Source organism: Pseudomonas koreensis (assembly GCF_036668835.1).
Classification (GTDB): Bacteria; Pseudomonadota; Gammaproteobacteria; order Pseudomonadales; family Pseudomonadaceae; genus Aquipseudomonas; species Aquipseudomonas koreensis_I.
In genome coordinates, this window is sequence record NZ_JAZEVW010000008.1 from 45,083 (window position 1) to 71,510 (window position 26,428).

Annotated in this window: 22 protein-coding genes and 1 pseudogene; 8 read left to right on the forward strand and 15 right to left on the reverse strand. The window is 59.6% G+C overall.

The genetic code is table 11. From position 1 onward, the window contains the following. Window positions 1-121 precede the first annotated feature (121 nt). Entirely contained in the window at window positions 122-490 is a 369-nt protein-coding gene (locus V6F91_RS20955) for an endonuclease domain-containing protein (protein ID WP_332767785.1), read from the forward strand. Between the two features lie 234 nt (window positions 491-724). Here the strand turns inward: V6F91_RS20955 and V6F91_RS20960 are convergent, their stop codons facing one another. Next, on the reverse strand, window positions 725-1,132 hold the full coding sequence (locus V6F91_RS20960) for an HPF/RaiA family ribosome-associated protein (protein WP_016771629.1): 408 nt from the start codon (window positions 1,130-1,132) through the stop codon (window positions 725-727). A 200-nt stretch (window positions 1,133-1,332) separates the two neighbouring features. Further along, window positions 1,333-2,280: a LysR substrate-binding domain-containing protein gene (locus tag V6F91_RS20965; protein ID WP_093104610.1), complete on the reverse strand. Its 948-nt coding sequence runs from the start codon at window positions 2,278-2,280 to the stop codon at window positions 1,333-1,335. A gap of 135 nt (window positions 2,281-2,415) precedes the next feature. On the opposite strand from V6F91_RS20965, the gene V6F91_RS20970 reads away from it, so the two are divergent. Both V6F91_RS20970 and V6F91_RS20975 read left to right on the forward strand, forming a co-directional pair. Continuing rightward, the gene (locus tag V6F91_RS20970; RefSeq protein WP_332767790.1) at window positions 2,416-3,792 is read left to right on the forward strand and encodes an L-serine ammonia-lyase; all 1,377 of its coding nucleotides are present in this window, start codon (window positions 2,416-2,418) and stop codon (window positions 3,790-3,792) included. 262 nt (window positions 3,793-4,054) lie between these two features. After that, the gene (locus V6F91_RS20975; protein ID WP_332767792.1) at window positions 4,055-4,369 is read left to right on the forward strand and encodes a DUF3509 domain-containing protein; all 315 of its coding nucleotides are present in this window, start codon (window positions 4,055-4,057) and stop codon (window positions 4,367-4,369) included. Here V6F91_RS20975 and V6F91_RS20980 read toward each other — a convergent pair. Next, the gene (locus V6F91_RS20980; RefSeq protein ID WP_332767794.1) at window positions 4,366-4,866 is read right to left on the reverse strand and encodes a phosphate-starvation-inducible protein PsiE; all 501 of its coding nucleotides are present in this window, start codon (window positions 4,864-4,866) and stop codon (window positions 4,366-4,368) included. The genes V6F91_RS20975 and V6F91_RS20980 overlap by 4 nt on opposite strands. Before the next feature lie 329 nt (window positions 4,867-5,195). Here V6F91_RS20980 and V6F91_RS20985 point away from each other — a divergent pair. Further along, a pseudogene (locus V6F91_RS20985) lies at window positions 5,196-5,450 on the forward strand (YebG family protein); the annotation flags it as partial. A 154-nt stretch (window positions 5,451-5,604) separates the two neighbouring features. On the opposite strand, the gene V6F91_RS20990 reads toward V6F91_RS20985, so the two are convergent. Next, window positions 5,605-6,624, reverse strand: a complete 1,020-nt coding sequence (locus V6F91_RS20990; RefSeq protein WP_332767796.1) for a Glu/Leu/Phe/Val dehydrogenase family protein — start codon at window positions 6,622-6,624, stop codon at window positions 5,605-5,607. A gap of 186 nt (window positions 6,625-6,810) precedes the next feature. On the opposite strand from V6F91_RS20990, the gene V6F91_RS20995 reads away from it, so the two are divergent. Then, complete coding sequence (locus V6F91_RS20995) at window positions 6,811-7,614, forward strand: SirB1 family protein (RefSeq protein WP_332767798.1); 804 nt, start codon at window positions 6,811-6,813, stop codon at window positions 7,612-7,614. Between the two features lie 685 nt (window positions 7,615-8,299). Here the strand turns inward: V6F91_RS20995 and V6F91_RS21000 are convergent. The 4 genes from V6F91_RS21000 to hmgA all read right to left on the reverse strand — a co-directional run bounded on the left by V6F91_RS21000 (window position 8,300) and on the right by hmgA (window position 13,081). Next, window positions 8,300-9,670: an aromatic acid/H+ symport family MFS transporter gene (locus V6F91_RS21000; protein WP_332767800.1), complete on the reverse strand. Its 1,371-nt coding sequence runs from the start codon at window positions 9,668-9,670 to the stop codon at window positions 8,300-8,302. A gap of 150 nt (window positions 9,671-9,820) precedes the next feature. After that, window positions 9,821-10,456 carry a maleylacetoacetate isomerase gene (maiA, locus tag V6F91_RS21005; RefSeq protein ID WP_332767802.1) on the reverse strand — a complete coding sequence of 212 codons (636 nt, stop codon included), beginning with the start codon at window positions 10,454-10,456 and terminating at the stop codon, window positions 9,821-9,823. A 12-nt stretch (window positions 10,457-10,468) separates the two neighbouring features. Beyond that, complete coding sequence (gene fahA / locus V6F91_RS21010) at window positions 10,469-11,773, reverse strand: fumarylacetoacetase (RefSeq protein WP_332767804.1); 1,305 nt, start codon at window positions 11,771-11,773, stop codon at window positions 10,469-10,471. Between the two features lie 3 nt (window positions 11,774-11,776). Further along, window positions 11,777-13,081, reverse strand: coding sequence for a homogentisate 1,2-dioxygenase (gene hmgA, locus V6F91_RS21015; RefSeq protein ID WP_332767807.1), 1,305 nt, complete (start codon window positions 13,079-13,081; stop codon window positions 11,777-11,779). Between the two features lie 162 nt (window positions 13,082-13,243). Here hmgA and V6F91_RS21020 point away from each other — a divergent pair, with 162 nt between their 5' ends. After that, on the forward strand, window positions 13,244-14,044 hold the full coding sequence (locus tag V6F91_RS21020; protein WP_332767809.1) for an IclR family transcriptional regulator: 801 nt from the start codon (window positions 13,244-13,246) through the stop codon (window positions 14,042-14,044). 9 nt (window positions 14,045-14,053) lie between these two features. Here V6F91_RS21020 and V6F91_RS21025 read toward each other — a convergent pair whose 3' ends face one another. The 3 genes from V6F91_RS21025 to V6F91_RS21035 form a co-directional block, all read right to left on the reverse strand. Continuing rightward, the gene (locus V6F91_RS21025) at window positions 14,054-16,609 is read right to left on the reverse strand and encodes a helix-turn-helix transcriptional regulator (protein ID WP_332767811.1); all 2,556 of its coding nucleotides are present in this window, start codon (window positions 16,607-16,609) and stop codon (window positions 14,054-14,056) included. A 140-nt stretch (window positions 16,610-16,749) separates the two neighbouring features. Continuing rightward, entirely contained in the window at window positions 16,750-18,117 is a 1,368-nt protein-coding gene (locus tag V6F91_RS21030) for a DUF1329 domain-containing protein (protein ID WP_332767813.1), read from the reverse strand. A gap of 23 nt (window positions 18,118-18,140) precedes the next feature. Next, a complete protein-coding gene (locus V6F91_RS21035; protein ID WP_332767815.1) occupies window positions 18,141-19,934 on the reverse strand; it encodes a DUF1302 domain-containing protein in 1,794 nt (597 codons plus the stop codon). Between the two features lie 701 nt (window positions 19,935-20,635). Here V6F91_RS21035 and V6F91_RS21040 point away from each other — a divergent pair. Both V6F91_RS21040 and V6F91_RS21045 read left to right on the forward strand, forming a co-directional pair. Next, a complete protein-coding gene (locus V6F91_RS21040; RefSeq protein ID WP_332767817.1) occupies window positions 20,636-22,786 on the forward strand; it encodes an S-type pyocin domain-containing protein in 2,151 nt (716 codons plus the stop codon). Beyond that, the gene (locus tag V6F91_RS21045) at window positions 22,783-23,040 is read left to right on the forward strand and encodes an immunity protein (protein ID WP_332767819.1); all 258 of its coding nucleotides are present in this window, start codon (window positions 22,783-22,785) and stop codon (window positions 23,038-23,040) included. The genes V6F91_RS21040 and V6F91_RS21045 overlap by 4 nt, the downstream gene beginning before the upstream one ends. 43 nt (window positions 23,041-23,083) lie before the next feature. Here the strand turns inward: V6F91_RS21045 and V6F91_RS21050 are convergent, their stop codons facing one another. The 4 genes from V6F91_RS21050 to V6F91_RS21065 all read right to left on the reverse strand — a co-directional run bounded on the left by V6F91_RS21050 (window position 23,084) and on the right by V6F91_RS21065 (window position 26,424). Continuing rightward, window positions 23,084-23,995 carry an SDR family oxidoreductase gene (locus V6F91_RS21050; RefSeq protein ID WP_090281817.1) on the reverse strand — a complete coding sequence of 304 codons (912 nt, stop codon included), beginning with the start codon at window positions 23,993-23,995 and terminating at the stop codon, window positions 23,084-23,086. Window positions 23,996-24,153: 158 nt separating this feature from the next. Then, the gene (locus tag V6F91_RS21055) at window positions 24,154-25,056 is read right to left on the reverse strand and encodes an alpha/beta hydrolase (RefSeq protein ID WP_332767822.1); all 903 of its coding nucleotides are present in this window, start codon (window positions 25,054-25,056) and stop codon (window positions 24,154-24,156) included. Beyond that, the gene (locus V6F91_RS21060; RefSeq protein ID WP_332767824.1) at window positions 25,056-25,838 is read right to left on the reverse strand and encodes a class II aldolase/adducin family protein; all 783 of its coding nucleotides are present in this window, start codon (window positions 25,836-25,838) and stop codon (window positions 25,056-25,058) included. The genes V6F91_RS21055 and V6F91_RS21060 overlap by 1 nt, the downstream gene beginning before the upstream one ends. 130 nt (window positions 25,839-25,968) lie before the next feature. Next, window positions 25,969-26,424 (reverse strand): flavodoxin, encoded by a 456-nt coding sequence (locus tag V6F91_RS21065; protein WP_332767826.1) that lies wholly within the window; start codon window positions 26,422-26,424, stop codon window positions 25,969-25,971. Window positions 26,425-26,428 lie beyond the last annotated feature (4 nt).

Sequence of the window (26,428 nt, forward strand, 5' to 3'; positions counted from 1 at the left end):
TGAGTCGAACTCAAGTTTTGAAACCGATAGAGATCAGCTCCCTCTTCCTCCGGGAGAGGGCTGGGGTGAGGGTTCTCGGCTACAGTGAAATATCAAACCCACTTCACAAGGATCGTGAAGCATGCAAAATCGCCCCACCCTCGCCCAGTTCGCCCGCCAGCTACGCATCAAAAAAACCGACTGCGAACACCTGCTCTGGCAAAAGCCTCGCTCCCGGCAAATCACCAATTTGAAATTTCGCCGGCAATTCCCCTATCCGCCTTACGTGCTGGATTTTTACTGTGCCGAGCTGAAGTTGGCGATCGAGCTGGATGGTGGGCAGCACCATGAATCGCCGGGACTGATCCAGGATCAGCGCCGGACGCAATATCTGAACCAGAAGGGCATTGAAGTCGTGCGCTTCAGTAATCTTGAGGTGATGCAGCAGATGGGCGATGTTTTGGAGCAAATCATCAGAATCGCGGCGCATCGAAGAACGCCCTCACCCTAGCCCTCTCCCGGAGGGAGAGGGAACCGACCGAGTTGTTTTAGCGGATTACGTCGACATGAAATATCGAGCCGAACTCAAGTTTTGAAACCAATAGAGATCGGCTCCCTCTCCCTCCGGGAGAGGGCTGGGGTGAGGGTCTGCCTTTTCGTGCCCTTCATAAAAAACCTGCACAAACAAGAACGGGCCTGCATTCGCAGGCCCGTTCTCGTTGGGGTGGCTTATGAAATCAGCGCATCAACTGTTGATCGCTGCCTGTTCGTTCTCGTCAAATTCTTCTGCCAGCAACTTGTCGTTGGCTTTGCCGGTGAATGGCACTACCGCAGCGCGTGGTTTACCTCGCAGTTTGCCGAACAGGTGATCCAGTTTGTGCTCGAGTTTTTCGGCGGCGCCATCGATCGCCTGTTCCAGCGAATCGGCTTTGTGGGTCACGGAAATCGGTTGATGGCCTTTTGGCCGCGCCTCCAATTGGCAGCGCAAGTCATGGGGACCTGGTTTCTCGCCGTTCTCGTCGCTCAGGTGGACTTCGACACGCGTCAGGTCTTCTTCATAACGGTCGAGCGTGCTCTCAATAGTTGTACGTACCCACTCCTCCAGTCGCTTACTGCTTTGAATATGGTTATCGCTGTTGACTTGGATTTGCATAGTTCATCCCTTATTTCAGCTAGCTCGCAAGGGGCCTGGAACAGGATTTCGTGACCCCTTGATTACAACAATCGGCCCGAGCGGCGAACATTTCAACCCCTGAAAAAAGATAAATATTGATTCGCAAAAAAAGCCGGACAACCGAGCGAAGCGCTGGTAAGGTCGGGAGTTGGGTCGCCCTGCGCCCCGGCAAAGTTTGCTCACAATTGCCCGTCATTCAGCGGGTGCAAGCTGCGGAAAATCCCTGCCTCCTCCACCAGCCAGTCATGCACCGCGCGTACGCCCGGATGGCTCAGCGCCCCCGGCGCATAGAGCAGCACGTAGCGTTTGTGATTAGGCACCGACAGGCCGAACGGCACGATCAGTGCGCCGCGCTCCAGTTCGTCGTTGAGTAAAGTACGTCGGGCAATCGCCACGCCCATGCCAGCAATTGCCGCTTCGATGGTCAGGTGGTTGCGATTGAAAGTATGCCCGCGCCGCACATCGGCGCCTTCGAAGCCAATCGCGTTCAAATAGAATTCCCACTCGGCGTATTCATAGCTGCCGCGCCACGCAGTGATGTCGTGCAGCAGCGGGAAATGCAGCAGATCCGCCGGCCCATGCAATGGCGGCCGGCCGCGCAACAGGCTCGGCGCGCATACGGGAAATATCTGCTCGTCGAGCAAAGCTGTGGATAACAATCCGGGGTAGCTGCCGTCGTTCAGATCGATTGCCAGATCAAATTCGCCCTCGTGCAACGGCACACTGCTGTCCTCGGCCACCAGGCGCAACTGAATGTCCGGGTAGCGCTGTTGCAGGCGTGGCAGACGCGGCGTCAGCCATTTGCTGAGAAACGACGGAATCGAGCGCACACGTAGCGTGCCGCTGATCATCCCGGCATCCAGCCGGCGCAATTCCGCATCGATGCTGCCATAAGCCTCGTTGACGGTAATCGCCAGCCGCTGCCCTTCAGCACTCAGTTCCACGCCGCGCGCGCGCCGGTGAAACAGACGAAATCCCAGGCGCTCTTCAAGTTGGCGAATCTGCTGGCTGACGGCACCGGGGGTGATGTGCAGTTCTTCGGCACAACGGGTGAACGACAGGTGCCGAGCGGCACAGGAAAACACCTGCAGCCAGACGTAAGTCTGGGCATGCAATTGACGACTCATCGTTTAGTCCTGCTAAAGGCTTTCTTAGGAAGTTTCGTTGGTCACCTAGGACCGAGGCGGGCAGTATCGCCGACATTGCGCTTGTCCGACAAAAAATGGCAGCGAGTCCTCCTCCATTGCTTGTAAGGGTTTAGCATGGCTATCAGTGTTTTCGATCTTTTCAAAGTGGGCATCGGCCCGTCCAGTTCCCACACCGTGGGTCCGATGCGTGCGGCGGCGACATTTGCCCAAGCCCTGATCGATCAACATTTGCTCGACGACGTACGGCGTGTCGAAATCCGTTTATACGGTTCGCTCTCCGCCACCGGGGTCGGTCACGCCACCGATCGCGCCACGGTCATGGGCCTGATGGGCGAATGGCCGGACAGCATCGATCCGTCGACCATCGACGCCCGCATTCAGCAACTGCGCGAAACTGGCCAACTGCGCCTCGGCGGCCAGCAAACCATTGCTTTCGACTGGCAGGGCGATCTGCTTTTGCTGGATGAGAGCCTGCCCTATCACCCCAACGCGATGTCGCTCACAGCCTTTGGCGCGACCGGCGAGTTGTTCGAGCAAACCTACTATTCGGTCGGCGGCGGTTTCATCATTGAAGCCCCTGAAGCCGAGTCCGGTGTGGCGCCCAGCGGCGACGTTGAATTGCCATACGATTTTTCCAGTGCCGCGCAATTGCTGTCGCTGTGCAAGCAGCACAACCTGCGCGTGTCCGAGTTGATGATGGCCAACGAGCGCGCCTGGCGCAGCGATGCCGAGATCCGTCAGGGCCTGCTGCACATCTGGGCAGTGATGCGTGAGTGCGTGGAAAAAGGCTTGAGCCACGAAGGCATCCTGCCGGGCGGTCTCAATGTGCCGCGCCGCGCGGCGAAACTGCATCGCAGCCTGCTGGAGATCGGCAAGCCGAATGTGATCAGTTCAACGCTGTCGGCCATGGAGTGGGTCAACCTGTTCGCCCTCGCTGTCAACGAAGAGAACGCCGCCGGCGGGCGCATGGTCACTGCGCCGACCAATGGCGCGGCCGGGATCATTCCGGCGGTGCTGCATTACTACATGAAATTCAACCCGGACGCGTCTGACGATGATGTCGTCGCGTTCTTTCTCGGCGCCGCCGCCGTCGGCATTCTGTGCAAGAAAAACGCCTCGATCTCTGGGGCCGAAGTCGGCTGTCAGGGTGAAGTGGGTTCGGCCTGCGCGATGGCTGCGGCGGGCCTGGCTGAGATCCTCGGCGCTACCCCGGAGCAGCTGGAAAACGCCGCGGAAATCGGCCTCGAACACAACCTCGGTCTGACTTGCGACCCGGTCGGCGGACTGGTGCAGGTGCCGTGCATCGAGCGCAATGCGATTGCCGCGGTCAAGGCGATCAACGCCACGCAAATGGCCTTGCGCGGCGATGGCAATCATTTCATTTCCCTCGACCGGGTGATCCGCACCATGCGCGATACCGGCGCCGACATGCACGACAAATACAAGGAAACCTCGCGCGGCGGCCTCGCCGTGAACTGGGTGGAATGCTGATCGAACGACCTGCACCGTCAGCGACCACCAACGCCTTTCTGCCCTGAAAACGCGCGATAAACACAGGCGAGCCCGAGCGCTCGCCTGTGTTGTGTCCGTGTTTATTGTTCGACAATTATTCCGGCATGGCCCTTGCTATACCCCCTGTGAGGCAAACGGACTTTGCGAACCTCAGCGAACGATATGCCAATGGTCCGGTATGGCGAACCAACCCGATCATGGCCGGTCAACAACTGCACGTTCAATCAGGCGGTGACGCATCATGGACAACCCATTTCAGATCATTACCGATGCTTTCGCGCCGGACTATCAGATCAACCTGAGCATTCAAGGGCTGGACGGCAGCATCATGCTGACCCTGTCCAACGGCGGCCGGATTGTCGCCAAACGCATGATCAGCGCCGAACAGCGCAATGACCCCGAGCGTTTGAAGCGTCTGGTGCAGAGCATCCAGTTCGGCATCGCCATCGAGCAGGGCCACAGCGCCATGTCGATTCTCGAAGCCATGACCAACGGCGCCGGGCTCACCCCGCCGCCGCCAGTCAAGAGCCCGCCGAGCCAGACGGCGGGGCTTTAAAGCTCACCCTTTTCGACTTCCGGATGCTCGCTTGAGCCCGTGCCGATCTTGCGCTGCGGGTTCTCGATCTTCACTGAGGGGAACTGCGACGAGGCGTAACGCACCACGAGGATCGAAAACGCCAGCAACAGAATGCCGCCGCACAGGTAGATGATGCCCATGTCCGGCGGATTGTGGTGCGAGACGTTGGAGATCAGCAGACGCGTCAGTGCGGTGATCGCCACATAGATCAGGAAGCGCACGGGCATGTGGTTGGTCTTGAAATAAATCCCGACCATCGCGCCCAGTTCCAGATAGATGAACAGCAGCAGAATGTCATCGATCTTGATATGCCCGACTTCGAGCATGCCAAGAAACTCCATCACCGCTGCCCACGCCGTCACCGCACCGATGGCGAACAGCGCCAGGTAGTGGAAGGTTTCGACGAACAGGTTGCCCAGGGACTCGGCCAGTTGATGCACGTTCTGCCGCAGGTTCTCGGCCCAGTTGATTTTCACGATGATGTTCCTTAGCCCGATTCGAGCGGATGATGCGTGTTGGACGTTACGGTTTGCCGCATGCCCTGGTTGTCATGCAGAAACGAGGCCACGCCATCATGGCGAACCGCCGCCAACCCCGCCCCGTGGCGTTTCGTCGCACGGTCGGTGGCTGTGTGAGAGCGAGCCTGCTCGCGAATGCAGCCGACACACGCCCCTCTGACAAAGCGAAAATCCGGTCTACATTGAAAAGCCACTACCCATGGCGCAGGGATTCGCTTATGCTTTTCGCTGTATATAGATACAGTAGTCGACAAGACAACTTAACGTGAAGGCATGTGAGGTGGTGAATGGCCGTCGAAGTGGTATACCGCAGCAGCCGAGATCTGGAGCGCTTGTTCATGGATAAAGCCGAAGCTGACCGTCATGACAAAATGCTCGAACTGGCCGAATATCTGGCCGATGTTCTGCAAAAAGCCGTTCCGTCGCTGACTGAGCAGCAAGTGGAAGAAGCCGGGATCTACATGGCGAAGAATCGCGATGTGTTCGCCCGGGCATTCAAGAGCCAGCCGGACGCGCTGATAGAACTGATCAACGCACCGGCCGAAACGGTCGAGGCCAGCGAGCCTGGCGAGGGCGTGGAAGCGTCTGAGGCGCCGGTCAAACCGGCCAAAGCGGCGAAGGCTGCGAAGTGATAAACGCCTGAATTGAACAGGCCCCGAGTCGCAGGACTCGGGGCCTTTTTAATGTCTGTGAAACTCAGCGATACAAAACTTTCTCAGCCAGTTCATCAGCCACCCGCGCCGGCGAGCGTTTTTCCGCCTGCGCGTGAGCGAAGACTTCAGTCAACCGTGAACTGATCTTCGACAGATGCGCGGTGATCGTCGGCAGTTCTTCGCCGCGATGTTTCAGCGAAACGTAGATCAGGCCGCCGGCATTGATCACGTAATCCGGCGCATAGAGAATGCCGCGCCGCTCCAGTTGATCGGCCATGTCCAGGTGTGTCAGCTGATTGTTCGCCGAGCCGGCCACCGCCGCGCAGCGCAATTGGCTGACCGTGTGGCTGTTCAAAACGCCGCCCAGACCGCACGGTGCGAGGATGTCGCAGGGCGTACTGAGCAAGGCGTCGTTGGCAATCGGGTGGGCGTTGAGTTGCTCCATCGCCAGTTGCACCTTGCCGTGATCGATATCGCTGACCAGCAGTTCAGCGCCCACCGCGTGCAGTTGCTCGGCCAAGGCAAAACCGACATTGCCCAGGCCCTGAATGGCGATGCGCAAGCCTTCGAGGTTGTCGCTGCCCAGCCGCGCCATGGCTGTGGCGCGAATCCCGGCGAACACGCCCATTGCCGCATGCGGCGCCGGGTCGCCGGCAGACGTGGTGCTGGTGACATGGCGGGTCTGCTGGGCAATGCAATCCATGTCGGCCACGGAAGTGCCGCTGTCGATGGCAGTGATGTAGCGGCCGTCGAGCTGGTCAATGCAACGGCCGAAGGCTTCGAACAGCGCACCGCGATTTTCGACATGGGCCGGCCGCACGATCACGGCCACCCCGCCGCCCTGCTCCAGCCCGGCCAGCGCGGCTTTGTAGCTCATGCCCTGGGCAAGACGAATGGCGTCCTCGATGGCTGATTCGTCATCGGGATAGGCAAGGTAACGACACCCGCCGAGGGCAGGCCCGAGACGACTGTTATGAATGGCAATGACCGCCTTCAACCCGGTAACCGGGTCGACGCTAAGGTGCAGCGATTCCAGGCGAGTGCTTTGCATGAGAGCGAACATCGACAAGCTCCCGAATCACTTCTTGTAGAACGCCAGTATAGGCTTGCCCATGGAAATTGCTGGAGCGCGCCGGAATAAGCGCCCGCGCCGACAACCGCTTTGCAGCATAACTCTCTGTCGGCAATGCGAGGCACTGGACGAATGCTGCGGACCGGGCTAAAAACGAGGCAATGCCTGGAGATTTCGATGAACCCGCGTCAACGCTTTTTCGACTGCCTGCACCGCTCACCGCCCGCACTGTTGGAAGCGGCGTTGTGGATCGCGGCCGAGCACGAAAAAGCCGTCGATCCGCAAGCGCTGTTGCAGGAATTCAAGGAGCTGCAGCAACGGGTCAGTTATGGCTTGCCGATGCTGCCGGTCAGCGAGTTGGCGCAACCGTTGTTACGGCGGATGAACGATCTGGGTTTTGCCAAGGACGACTTTTTGCCGCTGCGCCCGCAGGCGGCCTTGCTGCCTAAAGTCTTGCAGAACCGTCGCGGACAACCGTTGGCGCTGGCTGTGATTGCGCTGGAGTTGGCGCGGGGTCTGGAGATTCCGCTGGTCGGGGTCAACTTTCCGGGTCATTTCTTGCTGCGCGCGCCGGGCGCCGATCATTTGCTTGATCCGTGCGGCGGTCGACGTCTGTATCCCAATGACTGCAGAGAGTTGCTGCAGCGTCAGTACGGGCCGAACATGAAGCTCAGTGCCGAGCATCTGCTGACCGCAAGCCCGCAGCAAATGTTGCAGCGCCTGTCGCGCAATCTGCGTCAGTTGCACTTGAGCCACGATGACTTTATTGCTGCGCTGGTCGACGCCGAACGGGTGCTGGAATTGGGCAATGCTTCGGCCGCCGATTATCTGGCTCGCGCCAGTCTGTATCAGCGGCTCGACTGTCCGAATGCCGAGCGCTTCGATCTGGAGCATGCTCTGTTGCTTAGCGATGATCCGATCCAGCGCCTGCGCCTGACTGAACGTCTCGGGCATTTGCCGCCTAACTCTGTTGTGCACTGAAGCGTCGTTTTTGTAGGAGTGAGACTGCTCGCGATTGCTGTTTGTCAGGCTATGGTTTTCTGGCTGATCGGGGATATATCCGTTGCTTGGGGTGTTGCGGCTGGCGGTTTCGCCCTTACGGCGAGTCCCTTTTTCAGACGCCAAAAAGGAACCAAAAGGCTTTGCTCCTACGTACGGCCCTCGCAGGCTCGGGTTCCTTCGCTGCGGGACCGATCCGGGCGCAGCGCCTACGGTTTGCTTCGCTGCACCTACTTGCGCTGTGTCTGGCTGCGCCAGACGGTCGCTGCGCTCCCACGCCCGGATCGATCCCTCCACTCAGCCTTCCGATGTCGCCGGTTAGGCAAGATCAAGATCAAGATCAAGGGCACTCGAGCTTGCGCTCATTGTTGAGTGGTTAGAAGCGGGTGGTTGGCTTGGGGTTTGTGGTGGGTTCGCCCCTCACCCCAGCCCTCTCCCGAGGGAGAGGGGGCCGATCTTTGTGCTTTTCAGAATTTGTGTTCGACTCGGTATCTTGGTCGGCGTATCTCTACCAAACCACTCGGTCAGTTCCCTCTCCCTCTGGGAGAGGGCTAGGGTGAGGGGCTTCTGATTTGAAGGGATGGCGAGCTGACACTCGACCTATGGTTATGCGCGATTTCATGTGGGAGCTAGCCCTGCTAGCGATGCAGGCGACTCGGTCCTACAGTCAAACCGCGCTATCGCTCTTCGCCAGCAGACTGGCCCCCGCAGGATTGTGCATGCCCTCGGAAGGCGCACGAACCTGAAAGATCAGCAGTGCAGCGATGACCGCCGGGATCGCGCAGAAAAAGAAAATCTGCGTCACCGGTATGTGCATCGCCAGCAACAGGCTGCCGAACAACGGCCCGAGGATCGAACCGAAGCGCCCCACGCCCAAGGCCCAGCCGGTGCCGGTGGCGCGCACGTGGGCCGGGTAAAAATTGCTGGCAAAGGCATTCAGCGTCAGTTGCCCGCCGATGATGCAGAACCCGGCCGCGAACACGCAGGCCACCAGATAGCGCGGATTGTCGTGATTGAGGCCGAGCAGGATCGTGCACAGCGCCGCGCCGGCCAGCACGGCGGACAACAGACGCACTTTGTGCTTCAACCGGTCAGCGAACCAGGCCATGCAGATCGCGCCAATTGTTCCGGCGAACAGGAACATCGAGGTCACCAGATTGGCCTGGTTGAGTTTCAGGCCGCTTTCCAACAGCAGCGAAGGCAGCCAGCTGATCATGAAATACAACAGAATCAGGCTGACGAAAAACGTTGCCCAGATCAGCAAGGTCGGCCGTGCGTAGCCATTACGAAACAACTCGACCACAGTAAGCTTGCTGCCCTGTTCGCGCTCGTTCTGCTCGACGCTGGCTACCGGCGGCTGCCAGTCCGGCAGCATCCGCGCGCTGACTTTGCGCAGCCGCGCATAGGGTGGCGAATCACGCAGCAGACGCGGCAGCGACTCCGGCAGCATCCACCACAGGAATGGAAACAGCAGCAATGGCGTGACGCCACCGGCGAGGAACACCGCTTGCCAGCCGAACCGGTCGATGAACCCGGCGGCGACGAATCCACCAGCCGCCCCACCGAAGGAAAAACCACAGGCCGCCAGCGTCACCATCAAGGTGCGCAAGCGTGGTGGTGAATATTCGGACATCAGCGCCATGGCACTGGGCATCGCCCCGCCCATGCCGATGCCGCAGATAAAGCGCGCGAGCATCAGGCTGTTCAACGAGTCGGCGAACACCATCAGCACAGTCAACGTTGCGTAGATCAGCACGCAGGCAAGCAATATGCGCCGCACGCCAAAGCGATCCGCCAGCGGCGTTACCGCCAGAGAGCCAAGCGTCAGGCCGAGCAGATTGGCACTGAACACCGGTCCGAACGCCGATTTTTCCAGCCCCCAATCCTGCGCCAGCGCTGGCACTACATAACCGAGCACCTGGGCATCATAGCCATCGGTGACCAGCAGCAGCGCCAGCAAGATCAAGAGCAACCATTGATAACGCGACACAGGGCGGGCGTCGAGTGCCGCGCGGAAGCTGGCAATCTGGTTGTGCATCGCAAGGTACCTGTCTTATTTTTATGATTTTTTGACGGTTCAGCACTGGTACGTGTGGGAGCGAGCCTGCTCGCGAATGCGGTGTGTCAGCCAACACGTCTGTGTTTGATACTCCGCCTTCGCGAGCAGGCTCGCTCCCACAAGGACACCCTACGGGGTGTCGGGCTGGTTGGCCGGATGCGCCTTGATGAAGGCCGGATGTTCCGCCGCCAACGCCGCCACCCGACGGATTTTCGGATACGCCTCAAGGCTCACATTGAAGCGCTCAGCCGCATATAACTGCGGGATCAGATAGACATCCGCCACACACGGCCATTCACCGAAACAGAAGCCACTCTCACCGATCAACTGCTCCACCGTCGCCAGGCCCTGGCTGATCCAGTGGCTGATCCACTCGATCACCTGCGGCTCGTCCTGCCCCGACTGGCGCAGGCGATTGAGCACGCTGACGTTGTGCAGCGGATGCACATCGCAACCGATCACCGCCGCCACGCCACGCACTTGCGCACGGGCAATGAGATCGTCCGGCAGCAACGGCACCTGTGGATAACGTTCCTCGAGATATTCGATGATCGCCGGCGACTGAATCAGCAAGGCGCCGTCATCGGTACGCAAGGCCGGCACCCGGCCCTGCGGATTGAGCGCCAGATACGCCGCTTGCCGATGTTCGCCACCCGCCGGCGCGATGAGATTGACCGGCAGCGCCTGATATTCCAGACCCTTGAGCGCCAGCGCGATGCGCACCCGGTACGACGAGGTCGAACGGTAATAGGTATAGAGATCCATGAGCCGCTCCCGTCAGCGTGCCGCCAGTACTTTGCCGCGGCATTCGCCAAAGCCGATCGAAGCAAAACCGTCGCGGGCGCAGCGTGCACGCAGGATGATTTCATCACCGTCTTCGAGGAACTTGCGTACCTCGCCAGACGCCAGCTCGATCGGCTTTTTGCCGCCCTCGGTGATTTCCAGCAGGCTGCCGAACTGACCGCTCTCGGGGCCAGACAAGGTGCCCGAGCCGAACAGATCACCGGCCTGCAGTTGGCAACCGTTGACGCTGTGATGCGCGACCATTTGCGCGACGGTCCAGTACATGTAGCGGGTGTTGCTCAAGGTCAGTCGATGGGCCGGCAGGTGCTGCTCGCGCATGGCTTCGGTGAGCAGCAGCACTTCCAGCTCAATGTCGAAGGCTCCGCCGTCCTGATCGCGTTTATCGAACAGATACGGCAGCGGCTGCGGATCGCCTTGCGGACGCGGCGGTTGCGCGGTGCGGAACGGCTCCAGCGCTTCGGCCGTCACCACCCAGGGCGACACGCTGGTGATGAAACTCTTCGACAGAAACGGCCCCAGCGGCTGATATTCCCAGGCCTGGATATCACGCGCCGACCAGTCGTTGAGCAGGCAGAAACCAGCGATATGCTGCGCGGCATCGCCAATGGCGATCGAGTCGCCCATCTCGTTGCCCGGGCCGATCCAGATGCCCAGTTCCAGTTCGTAATCCAGACGCGCGCAGGGGCCAAAGACCGGTTCAGTCTGACCGGCCGGCAGGGTCTGGCCTTTCGGGCGCCGCACGTCGGTGCCGGATACGCGTACGGTCGAGGCGCGGCCGTGATAGCCGATCGGCACGTGCTTGTAGTTGGGCAGCAACGGATTGTCGGGGCGGAACAGTTTGCCGACGTTTTGCGCGTGTTCGATGCCAACATAGAAGTCGGTGTAGTCGCTGATGCGTGCTGGCAGGTGCATCTGGCAATCGGCAGCCAGAGGCAATATTTTTGCGCCCTGCGCTTCGATGCTGCCGCGTACGGTGCTGCCTTCGCTGAACAATTCCAGCAAACGCGTGCGCAAGGCAATCCGTGCCTCGCGGCCGAGTTCGAAAAACGCATTCAACTGACCGCCGTGCATGGCTTCGACAGCACTGCGCGCCGCACCGTCGAACAGCCCGGCCTCAAGCGCCACTTGCAGATCGAAGATGTGATCACCGATCGCAACGCCGGCGCGCGGCGCCGAACCGTTGCTGCTGAACACACCGAGCGGCAGGTTCTGCAACGGGAACTCAGTGTGGCCGTTGGCCGAGGCGACCCAGCTGTGGGTGATGGAATTCTGCGTCATGGGTTATCTCCGGGTCGGGTCGAACGTGGCGGGCAGCGTGGCCCAGCAGGCGTCGTAAGAAGATTGCAATTGCGGGCAGTCGAGGGCGAAGCGGCTTGGGCGCAGCACCTGGCTGGTCTCGAACATGAAGGCCATGGTGTTATCGATTTTCGCCGGTTTGAGTTCGGCGTTGATCGCCTTGGTGCAGGTTTCGCCATCCGGACCGTGAGCGCTCATGCAACTGTGCAGTGATGCGCCACCCGGCACGAAGCCTTCGGCCTTGGCGTCGTATTCACCCTGGATCAGGCCCATGAATTCGTTCATCAGGTTGCGGTGGAACCACGGCGGACGGAAGGTGTTTTCGGCGACCATCCAGCGCGGCGGGAAAATCACGAAGTCGAGGTTGGCCAAGCCGTGCACGCTGGTTGGCGAGGTCAGCACGGTGAATATCGATGGATCGGGATGATCAAAGCTGACCGTGCCAATGGTGTTGAAGCGGCGCAGATCGTATTTGTACGGCACGTTATTGCCGTGCCAGGCGACCACGTTGAGCGGCGAGTGATTGAGTTCCGTGGCCCACAACTGGCCAAGGAATTTCTGCACCAGCGTGGTCGGTTGCTGCAGGTTTTCATAAGCGGCAACCGGGCTTAAAAAATCCCGTGGATTGGCCAGCCCGTTGCTGCCGATCGGCCCCAGGTCTGGCAGGCGCAGCGGCGCGCCGTGGTTCTCGGCGATATAGCCACGCGCCTGCGAATCGAGCAATTCAACGCGGAATTTCAGGCCGCGCGGCAGCACGACGATCTCCAACGGCGCGACTTCGAGCACGCCCAATTCAGTGGCGATGCGCAGACGGCCGAGCTGCGGCACCAGCAACCATTCACCGTCAGCATTGAAAAACACCCGCTCCATCGAGCGGTTGGCGAGGTAATTGTAGATGCTGATCCCGGTCGGTTTTTCCGCGCTGGCATTGGCGGCCATGCTCACCAGTCCGTCGATGAAATCGGTCGGTTCGGCGGGGATATCCAGCGGGTTCCAGCGCAGGCGATTGGGTGTCACCTCGCCCAGCGGGCCGCCGGCGATCTGCCGCTCGAGTTTGACGAAGGCCGGGTGATTGGCTGACGGCTGAATCCGGTACATCCAGGTCCGCCGCGCTTCGCTGCGGGCCATGGTGAACGCAGTACCGGAAAACAACTCGGTGTAGAGCCCGTACGGCGCTTTTTGCGGGGAGTTCTGGCCAACGGGCAGCGCGCCGGGCAATGCTTCAGAGCTGAATTCGTTGCCGAACCCGGACTGATACGCCAAGGCCTGAGCGGTTGAATCGGAGTTCATGGAGCCTCCTGAACAGGGAGTCGGCAGTGGCCCATCGCTCTGGCTCAGAGGTCTCGGCACGCCGGGGTTGTTATTATCGTAATCTGATTACGCATAACGTAATTTGCCCGCTATCCAGCGTCAAGCTATAAAGACGCCCATTCGAACCGGAACCGCCACCTCATGGAAAAAACCAGCGACAGCAACGGCAAACAGAAAGTCCGCTCCGCCGAGGTCGGCACCGACATCCTCAAGGCACTGGCCGAGTTGTCGCCATCGACTTCGTTGTCGCGCCTGGCCGAGCACGTGCAGATGCCGGCGAGCAAGGTGCATCGCTATCTGCAAGCGTTGATCGCCTCGGGTTTTGCCGAGCAGAACGCTGCGACCAACCATTACGGTCTGGGCCGGGAAGCGCTGCGCGTCGGCCTCGCCGCCCTCAATAGCATGGACGTGCTGAAAGTCGCCGCCCTGCCCTTGTCCGAGTTACGCGACGAACTCAATGAAACCTGCTTTCTGGCGGTGTGGGGCAATCAAGGCGCAACCGTGGTGCATATCGAACCGGCAGTGCGCGCGGTGACGGTGGTCACGCAATTGGGTTCGGTGCTGCCACTGCTCAGCTCATCGACCGGGCTGGTGTTCAGCGCCTACCTGCCGCATCGGGAAACCGATGACTTGCGCGAAATGGAAGTCGCCACCGACGAGCATCCGCTCAAGGACGAGAAGACTTACACGAAACTGTGCGAACAAATCCGCGAGCGCGGTCTGCATCATGTCCACGGTTTGTTGATGCCGGGGGTGGATGCGCTGTCGGCTCCAGTGTTCAACGCCGTCGGACACATCGCCGCGGTGCTGACCATCGTCGGCCCGACTTCGCTGTTCCACGCCGACGAAAACGGCCCGGCGGCGCAGCGGTTGCTGGCGGCGACGCGGGCCGTTAGTTGGCGGATGGGGTATGAAACGGACAAGCAGCTTCCCACCCGTTGATCCGCTGACTCAATTCAGCTCAAGCCCCAGAACCTTCGCGCTTGCAACTGCCTGGGTACGACGCTTGACACCCAACTTTGCATTTATCCTGCGTGCGTGAGTCTTCACCGTGTGCAAAGAAATAAATAACTGATCAGCAACTTGTTGGTTGGAATAACCTTGAGCAATCAGACAAAGCACTTCCAATTCCCGTTGACTGAGCACTTCTTGACGACCTGAGCTCTGCGCGCAACTGCTTTCAACAGGATTGCCCAACGCATTCAAAAGATCTTGTTGACGCAATTTGAGTTCGCGCAACGCCTGATACAAATCGTGCTGACCGACCAATTGAAGACCTTGCTGCAATTGCTCGCAGGCAGTAGGCCGGTCGCCGAGCAAAAACGCTACTTGCGCCAACGCGAAACGTAATTCGGTTTCCAGCGAGACCATGCGGCATCGTTTCGCCGCTTCAAGGAGACGTCGCAGGTCGCCTATCGGATCGCAGGCCGTGTCTGTCCCGACTCGCGCAATGATCAACAAATATTCGACTCGGGGAATCAATTCAAGCGTGGCCGGCGGGGCCTGCACCGCACCGGCCCCTTGGTAATGGCGCAGCAGCCGTGTCATCGCCTCGCAGGCCAGGTCGGCGCGCCCTTGCTGTAGCCAGATAAGACTGCTCACTTGCAACATGACGCCGCGGTAAACCGTATCCGGAATCTGTCGCTGCTGCATCAATCGCTCGGCATCGCGCAGCCAGACGAAGGCCTTTTCATAATCGGTCTGACTCGCCGCCAACTGCGCCAGCCCCAGATAGCCATACAAGGCAAGCTTGTCGTGGTTGCATCGGCAGTCATCCAGGCCTGAGCGGAAAAATTCTGCGGCCGACGCGTCCAGTCCCTGACTCAAGGCGAGGCGCCCGCGACGGAGCGCGATTCTTCCACGCAACGGGGTCAGCCGGTTGAGTTGTCGGCCGAGCAGGTCATCGACGCCGGCCAGCAGACTCTCGGCCCGGCTCGCCGCGCCACGCTGTTCCAGCAATTGCGCATGATCGAGTTCAAGCAATGCCTCGCACACCAGCGAACCTTGCGCCCGCGCCAGACACAGTGCCTGTCGGTTGAAGGTATGGGCGACGTCGAGCTGGCCTTGCAAGAGCGCCTGCTGCGTCAACCCCGACAAACACATGATCCGGGCAACCTGACGGTCGATATCAAGTTCATCCAGCGCCTGGCTGAAATGCCCATGTGCCAGAGCCATACGTCCTTCCAGGTGCAGCAACCAGCCCTGCAGCGCTTGCCACTGCGCGATCAGTTGGCGTTGCTGCGCCATGCAGGGCTGAGGCGAAAACCTCGACAAATGCTGTATGCACTGACGCGCCTGCTCGAAACGCCCGGCGAAAAGCAATGCGCTGGCGATCAACCCGACCAGGTGCGGGGTACTGGTCGTCAGCTCTCCGGCCTGGGATCCGTATAAACGCAACAGCAGCACCACGGTCTGCTCTTCAAACAATTGCTCGAAGCTAAAATGCTGCAACAGGCTCACCGCCGTTTCGTATTCCTCGGCAAGCAGCGCCTGTTCAAACGCGCAACGCCAGTCTTCCCTGGCCGCAAACCACTGACAGGCGCGGCGATGCCATGATCGACCTGCGGCCCAGGGTTCGGTTTGCATTACCTGAGCCAACGGCGGAAAGACCTGCCACCAGTCGACGGACGCCTGCCAGGGCTCAATGAAGCAGCCGAGCATCTGCAACATGCGCAAACTTTCAGCGCCCTCCCCGGCTCCGAAAAGGTGATCGCACAATTGCGCATCGAAGCGCGGCAGGTGCGCAAGCACCCGCCAGGCCTCAATCAGCTCCGGCGTCAGACCGCTGAACAGTTCGTGCTGCAGATAATCGAGCAGGGTGTCCGCTCGCTGCGCAGCGGGCTGACCCTGGGCCCAGTCGCATTTTTGCAGCAGAACCATGCGCACCCCGGCGCACCACCCGGCGGTGCGCTGGATGATTCGTGCGGCGACGCTCGCAGCCTGTTCCAGAGGTAAATGCCCGAGGGCTGCGGCGACTTCATCCTGAGTCAGCGCCAGCGTTGCGCTCTCGCATTCGTACAACGCATCGTCGAGGAGCAGCCGCGGCCAGTTGCAGAGGGGGCGTCGACGCGAACTGATCCACCAGACCAGCGCCGGGCTGCTCACTGCCAGCAAGCGATCAAGCAAGGCGTCCAGCGCTGGTTCGGGATGTCGGCAGTAATCATCGATAAACAGCCAGGTCGGCATCGACCAGCGCGTCAGCGCAGAGATGAGCCCGGGTTCGGTTGCGTCGTCCAGCCCCAGCGTATCCGCCAACCGCTGGCAAAAAACGTCGATGCTCAAAGCGCTACCTGCCAAGGGCAACCAGTGCACCGAACAATGCTCTGGAGCCTGCAACAGACACTCGGCAAGCAGCGCGGTTTTACCGCTTCCGGCGGGAGCACACAGCAACCGGACGCGCGCCGTCGATGCAAGTAATGGTGCGCTCAAGCGCTCGCGTGGCTGATGCTTGCAGGAAAGTCTGGGCAAAAATCCGGATCGATCCAGGCACGCTGTCATGGCGGTCATCGGGGTGAGCCTATTTATCGTTGTGCCGTCACCCTAGCCCTCTCCCCCGGACTTGTTGATAAATATTCAGCGCGCTGATTGACGGCCATAAAAAAGGCGACCGTGCGGTCGCCTTTTGTCGTGCCGATGTATCGAAGCCGTTACCGCACGCCCTCGGCGCGCAAGGCCGAGGGTGTGTAGTCGGCAGCCTTGGCTTCGAAGCCGAACTCGAAACTGTGCTTCTCCTCGTTCTTCATCCCCAGCGCGATGTAGCGGCCGGCAATGATGTCGTAGAGGGCTTCGAGGGTGTACGCCTGGGTCTGGTGATCGTAGTAATACTGCGAATGGCCTTCGGCCACGCGCCACAGCTGCCCGCGACCATCGTAATGATCGGCCAGCGCGACCTGCCAGCTGTCTTCATCGATGTACATGTGGCGTTTGGCGTAGATGTGGCGTTCATTCGGCTTGACCGTACCGATCACTTCCCAGACCCGGTGCAGTTCATAACGGGTGAGGTCCTGATTGATGTGCCCGGCCTTGACGATGTCGTCGTACTTGAGCTTTGGCGAGTCGAGCTTGTAGCTGTTGTACGGGATGTACATTTCCTTCTTGCCGACCAGTTTCCAGTCATAGCGATCCGGCGCGCCGGAGAACATGTCGAAGTTGTCGGAAGTACGCAGGCCGTCGGCGGCGGTGCCCGGGCCGTCATAGGCGACTTGCGGGGCGCGTCGGACGCGGCGTTGTCCGGCGTTGTAGATCCAGGCCAGACGCGGCTCCTTCACCTGATCGAGGGTTTCATGCACCAGCAGCACGTTACCGGCAAGACGTGCCGGCGCGGTGACCGACTGCTTGAAGAAGGTCAGCACGTTGGCGGCCTTTTCCGGATCGAGTTCCTTCATCAACTGCGGCACCGCCACCTCTTCTTCGAAGCGGATCGGCGTGTAGCTGCCATTGGTCTGCGGCGTGACCTGGGTGATGATCCGCCGCAGGTTGCCGCCGTGATAGCGGGTGATGTGGTTCCACAGCACCTCGACGCCGTTCTTCGGAATCGGGAAAGCGTAGTAGCGATTACCGGTGAAATTCGCCAGACCGTTGCCGTCGTTGATCGAGGTCACGTTCAACGCGCTGCGTTTGGCCGATTCGTAGATCTCCGCCGGCGCGCCCACCGTGCGATGCGTCGGGTAGACCGGGATCTTGTAGGTTTCCGGGTAGCGTTTGAACATCGCTACCTGACCGTCGGACAGCTTGCTCTTGTACTGCTCAACGTTGGCTGCGGTGATGGTGAACAGCGGCTTTTCACTGGCGAACGGGTCAGCGAGGAACCCCTTGCTGTCCACCGCACCGGCGTTCTTCGGGATGCCGCCAGTCCAGGCCGGGATCGAACCATCGGCATTGCCCGCCTTCTCAGCGCCGAGCGGGGTCAGGCTGGTGCCAAGTTTGTTCGCTTCATCCGGCGACACCGCCGCCATGACATTGGCCGCCAGCAGACTCAGGGCCAGCACGCCACATTGCAGAATCATTTTGCGCATTGCATTCATCCTTCTCGGGCAGATCAGAAGTTCACACCGAAGCTCAAAGCGACGAAGTCACGGTCCTCAAGCACGTTGTAGTCACCACCGAAGAAGTCGGTGTAACTGAGGCTCGCGGTGTAGGTGTTGCGGTAGTCGGCATCGACGCCGACGCTGATCGCTTTTGCGCCTTCGTTGAACAGCCCGTTGGGGCCGTATCCGGCGACGTCATGCGACCACGACAGGTTGGGTTTGAAGTTGACCCCGCCGATCACGTTGGCGTAATCGAGAATGGCCCGGGCGCGATAGCCCCACGAGGTCGAGGTGACGAACCCGTCAGTGTCGCCACCGAAACCGTATTGCCCGTACACCGAATCGCGGCCGTAACGCAGGTCACTGCGCGACTCCAGCCCACCGACGTGCACCACTGCCGCTTCGCCGACCACAGTCAGACGTTCGGCGCCCAGGACCTGGTCGAAGAAGTGCGTCAGCGTGCTTTGCACCTGCGTGACTTCCTTGCGGCGATAGCCCTTGTTATCGGCGCCCGGCGAGGTCGCGAGTGGCGAAGCGGTGCCGCCGGCAATCGGATTGACCAGTGCCAGGGTCAGGTCGTTGGTGTTGACCTGCACCGGGGCATTGGGCCGGTAACTGATCTCGCCAGTCCACGCGGTGCCGGTAGGCAGCGTGGTGGAAAAGCTTGCACCGTAGAGCCGAATGTCTTCGGGATATTCGAGGTAATACTGACCACGCCCGAGCATCACGCTTTGCGCCAGCCCCGCGCCGCTGCCTGGCGCCAGACGGTTGGCAATGCCGACCATCCCGGGCAATGCGGCCAGCGTCGACAGGCCCGCGGTGGTGGTGCCGACCGTTGGCGTGCGGCTGTGGTAGTTCATGAAGTACAGGCCATATTCGGTGTCTTCGCCGAGCCAGCGCAGCGCCGTGCCCCACTGCCCGGAATCGCGCGCATCGCGATCGCCGCCACGGGGAATGACCACCCCTTCGCGGGTCACCTGAATGCCCTGGCCGAACGCGGTGGTCAGCGGCACCAGTGGCGCCACCGCCGGGCTGCCAACGGTGTAGCCGTTATTGCAGCCGTCTGCCGCGACATCGACACCGAAGAAGGTGCCGCAGTTGTCGAGAACGGTCTGGTCCCACTCCAGTTGATAAAAGCCTTCAACCGAGAGCTTGTCGGTCAGGCTTTGCGAGCCGAACAACATGTTGACCGGAATCAGACCTTCCTTGATCTCGGCACCGGGGCGGCGAAATGCCGAGACGTCGATCGGGTTGATGCTGTTGATCGAGTTACCGATGAAGGTACTTTCGCCCCAGCTCACTACTTGCTTGCCGGCCCGTACAGTGCCCGGCAGATCGGCAATGGCGTAGTTGTGATAAACAAAGGCATCAAGAATCTGCGCGCCGGAAGACTTGGCGCCTTCCTTGCGGCCACTGTCGCTGATCTGTTTGAACTCGCGATCTTCATCCTTGAGTTCGAAGTCGTACCAGTACTTGCCGCGCACGAACACGCCGGTATCGCCGTACTTGAGTTCGAGGTCGTGAATGCCTTTGAAGATTTTCGAGAAGGTCTCGCCCTTTTTGAAGTTCAAGCGCCCGTCATCACCGGTCGAGGATTGCCCGCTCCCGCCATTGACCGTACCGACCAGCGAGTCGTCGGCATTGCGCAAACCCCAGCTCGCGCCGATCGACAGGGACGAGTCGAAGGTGCCTTCGATTTCGCCGATGTTGAATGCAACCGCTTGCGCCTGGGTGCAGCAACCCAAAGCCACCGCAGCAGCCAGCGCCTGCGGTGTGAAGATGGCGCGCATTGTTGTTTTTGTCATGCGTCTTCCCCGGTGAGTGACAGAAGCCCCCACCCTACTGCCGCACCACCGCGTCGATAAGCGCACCAAGGAGGTATTTGCGTTGTCGTTCGAAAGGATGAATGGCCTTGCACCACACGGCTTTGCGTCGTTCATGGATCGGCTGGATGAATGATCATCAGCGCCGCGCATGGTGCCTTTCAGGGCACGGCACTGTTACATGCTCCGCAACAGTGCATGTCCGGAATCGGTATTTTTCCTACAGACTCAACGCCGTATTCTGAGTGCGCTTTCACGGGATCTCCGCAAAGCATGAAGCCTTGGCCTTTGAGCAATTCAGGCCATGGCAGACAGATTTCAGATCAATCGAACGCCTCGGTTGATCAAACCGCTGTTCACTGACGTTGATTTGTAGCTCCTTGATCCAACGTCTTGCCTTGGCCGCTGCGTTTGCAGCGGCCTTTTTTATGGCTGTAAGAAAAAGACGTTGAACTGAAAGACGATGCCCAACGCATTGTCAGAAATTTCCATATCTCAAATGGAAAATAACCGGCGACCCCAATTCGCGATCAACTTTCGTACTTATCAAATCGCAATTGACTACACCCTAATCAGAATCAAGCCAACCCGCATTGCTGTAACTTAAGCCAAGCAAATAATTGTGTGCACCAAGGACTAATGCGCCGATAACATTGATTACCTTATTCAAAAAGGATGTGAATATGGCAAAACCTCCAACATGGGAATGGACAGTGGATGAAGGCGTACATATAAGGGGCGTCGCTCCAGACAATGTACCTGTCCTGATTCCGTCCGGCTCGAGCAGAATTCCCTCCGGCAGCGGTATGTTCGGGCCCAACCAGAACATTCTGATGACCGCCCAGGCCATACAGTCAAATATCCAGGTTCTGGAAAACGAATATAAAATCCGCACGACTCAATTACCGCAAACCATCGAAGAAGAACTGGCAACCATTAGGCAGGCCGGGGCCAATCATTATTTGCCGCCGACTCAAGCGGTAATTCGCGAACTTGAAGTGCGCGACAGACTCATAGCGCGCAAGACTGCGGAACTTCAGCAAAAAACAGTCCTGGCCAATCAGTTTTTCGGCAGCGACCCAGCCAATAAGACACTGCTGCAGTTTTACCAGAGAGCCTCGCTGATCGAGCCGCTCGTCAAGCCCTATGGCGTAGCCATGCACGCCTGGACCGAGTCCTATCGAGCGGCTCATGAGGTCAGGCTGTTGTCTCAGGCCATCGACATTCTCAGTGTGCAGAAAACCAACTACTACACCTGGCTTGCCGCCTCCCAGGCCAACGATCGGGAGCTGGCCAGACAGACCGCCGAACGTACCCGGATCGCCGCCGAGCAACATCGCCAGCAAGCCCTTGCCGAAAAGGCCCGACGCGAGCGGGAGGAGGCGCGAGTTCGTGAGCAGCAACGCCTCGCTGCCTTGGCCGAAAAACATCGTCAGGAAGCTGAACACGCGCGCCTTGCTGCAGAAAAGGCACGAATCGAAGCTGAAGCTCGAGAGCAGGAAAGAGCCCGGATCGAGGCGCTTAAGGTGACGCTGGCTGAGGCCGAGGCTCAAGAAAAGGAACGCTTGGCGGCACTGGAAAACGCGTTGACTCAAGCGCAAGCAGCGGCAGAGGCCGCCGAACAGGACCGGCTTCAAGCTGAGCGGCAGCAACGGGGCGAGGAGCCGCCTCCTTCTGAGTTTCAGCGGGTTTACCCGGCGTCGGGAGCCGTGGCGTCTGCCAGTCCTGCCTTTTCCTTCGCATCGACGGCTATCGTTCTGGCGCCCTCTACCTCCTCAGCGATACTGGCCGCACTGCGAGCGGCGCTGCCGATGCTGACAGCGGCTGGCGCCGGGCTGATCACCCCGGCACTGATCGGCTTCGCAGCACTGTTGGCGCCGTCCCGCCTGGGCAACGGCGAACGCTTTTCCGTGAGCGTTCCCTTGGCCGAGCTTTCAGCGCAATCCTCCCAGACGTTGCGAGAGCTGGCAAACCGCCGTGGCATGTTGAGCTTGCCCGTCGGTTTGGGCGTAAGGCCGCTGGGTGAAGTGGCGGAAGTATTTGTCGCCACCACCGACGATTTCCACATTCGCTCGGACGTGCCGGTTTTACAGGCAACGTATGACTTGCTCAATGATGTTTATGAAACCGCCCTGCCAGATTCGCCTACGGATTTCCTGACCTGGACACCGGCCATTTCACCGGGGAAAACGTCGACCGAATCGCCTGCTGTGAACATCGAACCAGCCGACTATTCCGGCGCAACCATCGTTGCGGTCGCAGGCCGACTGGATCTGAATCCGGTTCTGGTCGAAGGCTGGGATCGATTCATCATCGTGTTTCCCGCTGACTCGGGGATTGCGCCGCTTTATGTTGTGTTCAGTAGTCCATACGAAGGCGCAACCACCAAGGGAAAATACAGTGGGCGCGATTTCAATCCAGAACAGGCGGGTGGGCCGATTTTGAGTCTGGATTGGCGCACGGCAGTGATCACTGGCTCCGGAATAGATGCGGTGAAATTGCACATCGCCAGACTTGACCAATCAGACGCCAATGACATCATGATTCAGCGTCTGGAAAAAATCCTGAGCGGACACTTGATGCCCACCGATACGGATTTCCGCTATTACACTCATGAGATACGTGAGCTTGAGAGATTTCGTGCAATTGGGCTTAGCGATGACTTCAAACCTGAAAGCGGGTCTCCTGCCTGGAACAATGCCCACACCGCGACGTTGGAAGATTTCAGGCTGGGCAGTGACGACGACGCGCTGTACTCATCAGAAGCTATTCAGGCAGCAAACAACCAGATAGATGGGATATACGACCAATTGCTTAAAGGAAAAAACCAATGACCCCCATAGAGCAAATTGTAACGAACGAACCCATTGCGGACGTTTTGACAGCCTTTGGGATCGGGTTGGCGTATCCGTCGCTGGATCGAATGATTGGTCGTTATAAATTCGAACTCATTGCCAGCGGCGAATTGCTGAAGACCTATACGCGACTTTTCGAAGACGGCATTCTAGCCAATGGAGATGGCCCTGTAGCAGTCAAAGGGCCAAACTGGAAAGCACCAAGATTCATCGCTGAGAGCAAGTATTCATAAAGCTCGACTTGGCCACCAAGCCCCGGCTTGGTGGCCCCATCACTTACAGAGAATACTTCTGCAAATTCGCCATCATCTCTTTCAACGCCTCGATATTGTCCTGCGGATGCGCCGCGCCTTCGAAATCGCAGATCTGCTGCCAGTGCGCCGCCACGTCTTCCGGTGAAAAGCCCACCCGCGGATCAAACCCGGCACCGAGGCTGCGCTCCCAGCGCACCTTGCCCATCCAGCCGCCACCGACCTCGAACAACCCGGAGGTTTCCTGGCATTGCTCGCTGGCCAGATACACCACCAACGGGCTGACCAGTTCCGGTTTGAGTTGCTCGAAAACTTGCGGCGGGATCAGTCCTTCGGTCATGCGCGTGCCGCCGGTCGGGGCGATGGCGTTGACGAGGATGTTGTTCTTGCGCCCTTCAATGGCCAGCGTGCGAGTCAAACCGTAAAGACCGAGTTTGGCCATGCCGTAGTTGGACTGGCCAAAGTTGCCGTAAATCCCGGACGTCGAGGCGGTGAAGATCACACGGCCGTAGTTTTGCTCGCGCAAGTGTGGCCAAGCAGCGCGGGTAACTTTGTAGGCGCCTTCGACGTGAACGCGGTAAACCAGGTCCCAGTCGGCGTCGTCCATCTTGTGAAAGGTCTTGTCGCGCAGGATACCGGCGTTGTTGACCACCACATCGACGCGGCCAAAGGCATCGAGGGCGTTCTGCACCAGTTTATCGCCGTCGGTAACCGAGTCGTGGTTGGCTTCGGCGATACCGCCGGCCGCGCGGATCTCGGCGACGACGCGATCAGCAGCAGAGGCATTGGCGCCTTCCCCCTGCGTCGAGCCGCCCAGATCGTTGACCAGCACTTTCGCGCCCTGCCTGGCGAACAGCAATGCGTGGGCGCGGCCGAGACCACCACCGGCCCCGGTGACGATTACGACTTTATCTTCGAAACGCACAGACTCATTCATCGCGGCAACTCCAACAGGCCAATAGGACATTGACCGGGAGTGTCAGGCACAGCGCTTTGGGTCACAACGAACACGACTGCGGCTGAATGGTGCGCGATAAGGCTGGGGGATGATGAAAAGCCTTGGGCCAGCGAGAGGCTGCATGCCTCCCAGCCCGATCAGGAATACGCGACTTTGCGCGGCGGCAGTACCAGACGCTCGCGGAATTCCAGGTAATGCTTGAGTACCTGCACCGGCGCCTCGGTCTGCGGGTAATGACCAATCCCCGGCAACAGCACGGCATCGGCATTCGGAATCAGTTCGCGGTAACGCGCGACCATGTGCGCTCCGGAAATCGGATCGAACACACCATCGATTACCCGTAACGGAATCTCGTCGCGCTGCATTGCAGTGACCCAGCGATCACGCTGCACCCGCCGCTCGGGAATGTAGTTGATCAGCTTGTGCATGATCCTTGGCCCGTGATTGCTCTCGATCAGGCTCCAGAAATCATCCAGTTCACTTTCGCTCGGGCCGGTCTGCGGGCCGAAAATCTGCCGAAAACTCTTAACCAGCGCATCACGGCTGAACGCGCGGCCGATGATCCAGCCGAGCGGGCTCAGCAGCAATTTCTGCATCAGCACCGGACGATGGGTTTCAGGAAACAACCCGCCGTTGAGAAACACGCAACTGGCGACTTCGAGACGACCTTCGTAATGCCGCGCCAGCAGTTCCTGGGCAACGCTGTCGCCGTAATCATGGGCCAGAATGTGCAACGGTTGTTCAGCCTGCACATGCGCGAGCAACGCCTGCTGCAGATCGGCCTGCTCCAGCAGGCTGTAGGTGTGCTTGAGCGGTTTGGCAGAATCGCCGAAGCCGAGCATGTCGCAGGCGATCACGCGATAGCGCTGGGCCAATGGCTGCCAGAGGTAATGCCAGTCCCAACTGGCGGTCGGGAAACCGTGAATCAGCAGTAACGGCTCACCCTGCCCCGCCGTCCAATAGCGAATCGGTTGACCGCGAAAGACAAAGGTCCGGCTGCGCTTGCGCCAGACACACAGAGGAATCTCGGCGAGTGGCATCAGAGTTTATATCCGGGGTCTTGTTGATCGAGTTTGCGCAGCAACGCCGGCCAGGCCAGCGCGCCGCCCATGCCTTGGGCGCTTTTGGTGACACCGGCGATCATCGCCTTGGCGCCCGCCAGAATCTGCGGATCGATGGCGATCAATTCAGCGCCGCCGGTTTGCGCCATCACCTGAATGTCGCAGGCGCGCTGGAAGGTGAACATCATCAGGAAGGTGTCGGCGATGGTGCTGCCGCAGGTCAGCAGCCCGTGGTTGTGCAGCATGAGGAAATTGTTGGCGCCAAGATCGGCCTGCAGACGCGCCTTTTCGTCGTGGTTCAGCGCCACGCCTTCGTAGGCGTGATAGGCCAGGCTCGACAGCACAAACAACGATTGCTGGCTGATCGGTAACACGCCCTGCTTTTGCGCCGACACCGCAACACCGGAAGCGGTGTGGGTGTGCAGCACACACACCACATCGTGACGCACTTCATGTACGGCGCTGTGGATGGTGTAGCCGGCCGGATTGATCTCGTAGGGGCTGACCATGAGTTTGTTGCCGGCCTGATCGACTTTCACCAGGCTTGACGCAGTGATCTCATGAAACATCAGACCGAACGGGTTGATCAGGAAATCTTCGGTGCCGGGGACTTTGGCAGAAATGTGCGTGAAGATCAGGTCGTCCCAGCCATGCAGTGCGACCAACCGATAGCAGGCGGCCAGGTCGACACGGGTCTGCCATTCGGCGGGGCTGACCTGGCTTTTGACATCAAGGGACGATGGGACGGGGGCTACGCTCACTGTATGCACCTCTGCGTTCTTGTTGTTCTGCACGTATGCGCAGTCTAGTCAGACACAGGTGATCGCGTAGTTGCATTGGCAGCCAGCTTGATGACTGATCGAGTCAGCCATGCAAGCTGTCAGGACCCGCTCAGCCCTTGAGCGCTTCGATGAACTGCGCCAGCCATGGCTCGGCATCGCTTTCCGGAGTGACGCTTTCGCTCGCGTCGAGGCGCAACATTTCTTGCACCTCAATAACGCCCAACTCTTCGAACAGCTCGCGAATCTGTTCGCCGCCGCCGCAAAACGTATCGCCATAACTGGCGTCGCCCAAGGCAATCACCGCGCCCGGCAAACCGCGCCAGGCTGCTGGCAATTGATCGCGGATACTCGAATACAGCGGCTGCAGGTTGTCGGGCAGCTCGCCCATGCCGGTAGTCGAGGTGACAGCGAGAAACGCTTGCGGGCCGAAGGCCTGAATGTCGGCGAGTGAGGCGCGCGAGTTGTAGAAGGTTTCAAAACCGGCGGTTTTCAACAGGTTCTGGGCGTGACGGGCGACTTCTTCGGCGGTGCCGTAGACCGAGCCGGAGAGGATGGCGACTTTCATCAAT

Excerpts from the sequence above, each read along its gene's own strand:
- V6F91_RS20955 (WP_332767785.1), top strand. The coding sequence starts at position 122 with ATGCAAAATCGCCCCACCCTCGCCCAGTTCGCCCGCCAGCTACGCATC.
- V6F91_RS20960 (WP_016771629.1), bottom strand. The coding sequence starts at position 1,132 with ATGCAAATCCAAGTCAACAGCGATAACCATATTCAAAGCAGTAAGCGA.
- V6F91_RS20965 (WP_093104610.1), bottom strand. The coding sequence starts at position 2,280 with ATGAGTCGTCAATTGCATGCCCAGACTTACGTCTGGCTGCAGGTGTTT.
- V6F91_RS20970 (WP_332767790.1), top strand. The coding sequence starts at position 2,416 with ATGGCTATCAGTGTTTTCGATCTTTTCAAAGTGGGCATCGGCCCGTCC.
- V6F91_RS20975 (WP_332767792.1), top strand. The coding sequence starts at position 4,055 with ATGGACAACCCATTTCAGATCATTACCGATGCTTTCGCGCCGGACTAT.
- V6F91_RS20990 (WP_332767796.1), bottom strand. The coding sequence starts at position 6,624 with ATGTTCGCTCTCATGCAAAGCACTCGCCTGGAATCGCTGCACCTTAGC.
- V6F91_RS20995 (WP_332767798.1), top strand. The coding sequence starts at position 6,811 with ATGAACCCGCGTCAACGCTTTTTCGACTGCCTGCACCGCTCACCGCCC.
- V6F91_RS21000 (WP_332767800.1), bottom strand. The coding sequence starts at position 9,670 with ATGCACAACCAGATTGCCAGCTTCCGCGCGGCACTCGACGCCCGCCCT.
- maiA (WP_332767802.1), bottom strand. The coding sequence starts at position 10,456 with ATGGATCTCTATACCTATTACCGTTCGACCTCGTCGTACCGGGTGCGC.
- fahA (WP_332767804.1), bottom strand. The coding sequence starts at position 11,773 with ATGACGCAGAATTCCATCACCCACAGCTGGGTCGCCTCGGCCAACGGC.
- hmgA (WP_332767807.1), bottom strand. The coding sequence starts at position 13,081 with ATGAACTCCGATTCAACCGCTCAGGCCTTGGCGTATCAGTCCGGGTTC.
- V6F91_RS21020 (WP_332767809.1), top strand. The coding sequence starts at position 13,244 with ATGGAAAAAACCAGCGACAGCAACGGCAAACAGAAAGTCCGCTCCGCC.
- V6F91_RS21025 (WP_332767811.1), bottom strand. The coding sequence starts at position 16,609 with ATGACCGCCATGACAGCGTGCCTGGATCGATCCGGATTTTTGCCCAGA.
- V6F91_RS21030 (WP_332767813.1), bottom strand. The coding sequence starts at position 18,117 with ATGCGCAAAATGATTCTGCAATGTGGCGTGCTGGCCCTGAGTCTGCTG.
- V6F91_RS21035 (WP_332767815.1), bottom strand. The coding sequence starts at position 19,934 with ATGACAAAAACAACAATGCGCGCCATCTTCACACCGCAGGCGCTGGCT.
- V6F91_RS21040 (WP_332767817.1), top strand. The coding sequence starts at position 20,636 with ATGGCAAAACCTCCAACATGGGAATGGACAGTGGATGAAGGCGTACAT.
- V6F91_RS21045 (WP_332767819.1), top strand. The coding sequence starts at position 22,783 with ATGACCCCCATAGAGCAAATTGTAACGAACGAACCCATTGCGGACGTT.
- V6F91_RS21050 (WP_090281817.1), bottom strand. The coding sequence starts at position 23,995 with ATGAATGAGTCTGTGCGTTTCGAAGATAAAGTCGTAATCGTCACCGGG.
- V6F91_RS21055 (WP_332767822.1), bottom strand. The coding sequence starts at position 25,056 with ATGCCACTCGCCGAGATTCCTCTGTGTGTCTGGCGCAAGCGCAGCCGG.
- V6F91_RS21065 (WP_332767826.1), bottom strand. The coding sequence starts at position 26,424 with ATGAAAGTCGCCATCCTCTCCGGCTCGGTCTACGGCACCGCCGAAGAA.